Origin of the sequence: Neoroseomonas rubea (assembly GCF_016106015.1) — a bacterium.
In the GTDB taxonomy this organism is placed as follows: Bacteria; Pseudomonadota; Alphaproteobacteria; order Acetobacterales; family Acetobacteraceae; genus Neoroseomonas; species Neoroseomonas rubea.
The window spans coordinates 1-3786 of the sequence record NZ_JACADQ010000387.1; the positions used below are offsets into that span (position 1 = coordinate 1).

General features: G+C 72.0%; 4 protein-coding genes. All 4 read left to right on the plus strand.

Features of this window, described 5'->3' with window-relative positions; all coding sequences use genetic code 11:
* Positions 1-271 precede the first annotated feature (271 nt).
* The 4 genes from rfbB to rfbD are packed head-to-tail and all read left to right on the plus strand — an operon-like array spanning position 272 to position 3669.
* Positions 272-1333 carry a dTDP-glucose 4,6-dehydratase gene (gene rfbB, locus HW577_RS22320; RefSeq protein WP_198378315.1) on the plus strand — a complete coding sequence of 354 codons (1062 nt, stop codon included), beginning with the start codon at positions 272-274 and terminating at the stop codon, positions 1331-1333.
* Complete coding sequence (rfbA, locus tag HW577_RS22325; RefSeq protein ID WP_198378316.1) at positions 1330-2211, plus strand: glucose-1-phosphate thymidylyltransferase RfbA; 882 nt, start codon at positions 1330-1332, stop codon at positions 2209-2211. The genes rfbB and rfbA overlap by 4 nt, the downstream gene beginning before the upstream one ends.
* 10 nt (positions 2212-2221) lie before the next feature.
* A complete protein-coding gene (gene rfbC, locus HW577_RS22330) occupies positions 2222-2782 on the plus strand; it encodes a dTDP-4-dehydrorhamnose 3,5-epimerase (protein ID WP_198378317.1) in 561 nt (186 codons plus the stop codon).
* Positions 2782-3669, plus strand: a complete 888-nt coding sequence (rfbD, locus tag HW577_RS22335; protein WP_198378318.1) for a dTDP-4-dehydrorhamnose reductase — start codon at positions 2782-2784, stop codon at positions 3667-3669. Before rfbC ends, rfbD begins: the two co-directional genes overlap by 1 nt.
* Positions 3670-3786 lie beyond the last annotated feature (117 nt).

The window sequence follows — 3786 nt, forward strand, 5'->3', positions numbered from 1 at the left end:
CGGCGCTCGGCACGACGGCCACGGCCTTCGGGCGGGACGCCTGCTGGCCCGCGCGCTTCCTCGCCATGCTTCCGGGTCATTGGCGCGGCCGGGCGGCCCGGCGGGGCGGGGGCGCCGGGCACCCGATGCGCCGCGGCGGAACCGCGCAAGCGGCAGATCCGTTGCGCAACCAATAGGGCGATCGCGATCCACCGGCGCGGATCACGGTCTAGATGCTGCCGCTTTGCTTCCGTATTGCTGGGCGCCTGACCAGCCTCGGACCCCTCCTGGCATGACCCTTCTGATCACCGGCGGCTTCGGTTTCATCGGCTCGGCCGTGGTGCGACGCCTGCTCTCGACGACGGACGAGGTCGTCGTGAACCTCGACCGCCTGACCTATGCGGCGAGCCCCGAAAGCCTCGGCGCCTGGCTGCGCGACCCGCGCCATGTGCATGTCCAGGCCGATATCTGCGACCCCGGTGCGGTGCGGCAGGTCTTCGCCACGCACCGCCCGTCCCGCGTGATGCATCTCGCGGCGGAATCGCATGTCGACCGCTCGATCGACGGGCCGGCGGAGTTCATCCGCACCAATGTCGTCGGCACGCAGGTGCTGCTGGAAGCCGCGCGGGAACACTGGGCCGCGCTCGAAGGGGCGGCGAAGGCGGAATTCCGCTTCCACCACGTCTCGACCGACGAGGTGTTCGGCTCGCTCGAAAGCCGCGACGACCCGCCCTTCGACGAGAATACGCGCTACGATCCGCGCAGCCCCTACTCCGCCTCCAAGGCCGCGTCCGACCACCTGGTGCGCGCCTGGCAGCACACCTACGGCATGCCGACCTTCGTCTCGAACACCACCAACAACTACGGGCCCTGGCAGTTTCCCGAGAAGCTGATCCCCCTCGTCACCCTCAACGCGCTCGAGGGGCGGACCCTGCCGGTCTACGGGGATGGCTCGAACATCCGCGACTGGATCCATGTGGAGGACCATGCGGAGGCGCTGGTGCTGGCCCTGTTCCGGGGCGAACCGGGTGCGACCTACTGCCTCGGCCCGCGGCAGGAACGCACGAACCTCGAGGTGGTGCGCGCCATCTGCGCGACGCTCGACCGGCTGCGCCCCGATCCGGCCGGCCCGCGGGAGCGGCTGATCACCTACGTGAAGGACCGGCCGGGCCATGATTTCCGCTACGCGATGGATCCATCGGGCGCGGAGGCCACGCTCGGCTGGCGCGCCCGGCGCGATTTCGAGACCGGATTGACGGAAACCATCGCCTGGTATCTGGATCATGAGGCTTGGTGGCGGCCGATCCGGGAGAAGCGGTACGCTGGCCAGCGGCTCGGGGGTGTGAAGGCGTGAAGGGCATTCTGCTCGCCGGCGGGTCCGGCACGAGGCTGCATCCGATGACGCTCGCCGCGTCGAAGCAGCTGCTGCCGGTCTACGACAAGCCGATGGTCTACTACCCGTTGGGGACGCTGATGCTGGCCGGCATCCGCGACATCCTGCTGATCTCGACGCCGGCCGACCTGCCGGCCTTCCGCCGCCTGCTCGGCGACGGGTCGCAGTTCGGCGTGACCATCTCCTATGCCGAGCAGCCGCGCCCCGACGGCATCGCCCAGGCCTTCCAGATCGGCGCCGACTGGATCGGCGGGCAGGCCTGCGCGCTCGCGCTCGGCGACAACATCATCTACGGCGACGGGCTGCCCGCGCAGCTGCAGGCCGCCGCCCGCCGCGCGCTGACGGGGGAGGCGACGATCTTCGGCTACCGCGTGGCCGACCCGGAACGCTACGGCGTTGCGGAGTTCGACGCGGAGGGCCGCGTGCTCTCGATCGAGGAGAAGCCGGCGCAGCCGAAATCGGACTGGGCGGTGATCGGCCTCTATTTCTACGACAGCCGCGTCACCGCGCTGGCGCGCGACCTTGCGCCCTCCGCGCGCGGGGAACTTGAGATCACCGACCTCAACAAGGTCTATCTCGGCCTCGGCGCCTTGCGCGCCGAGCAGATGGGCCGCGGCTGCGCCTGGCTCGATGCCGGCACGCCGGGCTCGTTGCTGCAGGCGGCGTTGTTCGTGCAGACCGTGCAGGACCGCCAGGGGCTGCAGGTCGGCTGCCCGGAGGAGATCGCCTTCCGCATGGGCTTCATCGACGCGACCGCGCTGGCCGAGCGTGCTGCCGCGCTCGGCAAGACGGCCTACGGCGCCTATCTGCGCGGCCTCGCCGAAGGGCGGCTGACGTGACGGGCGGCCGATGAAGGCGACGCCGCTCGGCCTGCCTGGCCTCGTGCTGCTGGAACCTCTCCGGCATGGCGATGCGCGCGGCTTCTTCAGCGAGGTCTGGTCGCGCCGGGCGCTGGCCGCCATCGGCCTCGACATCGACTTCGTGCAGGACAACCACGCCCTTTCGGCCGAGACGGGCGTGCTGCGCGGGCTGCACTTCCAGCGCCCGCCCTCCGCGCAGGGCAAGCTGATCCGCGTCGCGCGCGGCGCGATCCTCGACGTGGTGGTCGACCTGCGCCAGGGCTCGCCGGGCTATGGCAAGGCCGAGACGATCGAGCTTTCCGCCGCCAACTGGCGCCAGCTCTGGGTGCCGCGCGGCTTCGCGCATGGCTACCTGACGCTCGAGCCGGACACCGAGGTCCTCTACAAGACCGACGCCTATTACGACCGCGCGGCCGATGCGGGCATCCTGTGGAACGACCCGGCGCTCGGCATCGACTGGCCCGTCGCGGCACCCATCCTGTCCGAGAAGGACCGCATCGCGCCCTGTCTCGCGGACATCCCGCCGCCCTTCCCGCCGGGATCCTGGTGATGCGGCGCATCCTCGTGACCGGCCGCGGCGGACAGCTGGCGACGGGGCTCGCCGATGCGCTGCCGGCCCGGGACTTCGAGCCGATCCTGGTGGGCCAGCCGGAGTTCGAGTTCGCCGCGCCGGAGACCGTCGCCGCCGCCTTCGCCGCCGCGCGGCCCGACGCTGTCGTGAACTGCGCGGCCTGGACGGCGGTCGACACGGCCGAGGAGCAGGAAGCCGCGGCCTTCGGGGCCAATGCGCTCGGCCCGGCCATGGTCGCGCGGTTGTGCGCCGGGGCCGGCATCCCGCTGGTCCAGGTCTCCACCGACTATGTCTTCGATGGGCGCAAGGGCGCGCCCTATCTCGAATCCGACGCGCCCAACCCGCTCGGCGCCTATGGGCGGACCAAGCTCGCGGGGGAATGGGCGGCGCTGGCGGGCAACCAGCGGACCATCGTGGTCCGCACCGCCTGGGTCTTCGCGCCGATGGGCGCCAACTTCGTGCGCACCATGCTGCGCGTCGGCGCCGAACGGCCCGAATTGCGCGTCGTGGCCGACCAGCAGGGCAGCCCGACCGCGGCACCCGACCTCGCCGATGCGATCGCGGCGGTGCTTGCCCGGGTGCGGGAGACGGGCTGGCGGGACGAATATCGCGGCGTAACGCACGCGACCGGGGCAGGCTTCACCACCTGGCACGCCTTCGCCGAGGCGATCTTCGCCGCCGCTGCGCCCTTCGGCGGGCCGACCCCCCGCGTCGTGCCGATCGCGACCGCGGATTATCCGACCAAGGCCGCGCGCCCGGCGGATGGGCGGCTCGATACGGGCCGGCTCGCGTCGGTGTTCGGCGTGACGCTGCCGCCCTGGCAGGAGGGACTCGCGCGGGTGATGCGCGCGCTGCACGGGGCATGATCGGACGGCGCGGCTTGCTCTGCGCCGCCGTGCTGGCGGCGCTGCCGCTGCGCCCCGGCGTCGCCGCGGCGGATCCCGCCTGCCCCGCCGTCGTGCCGCCGCCGATCGTGGCACCCC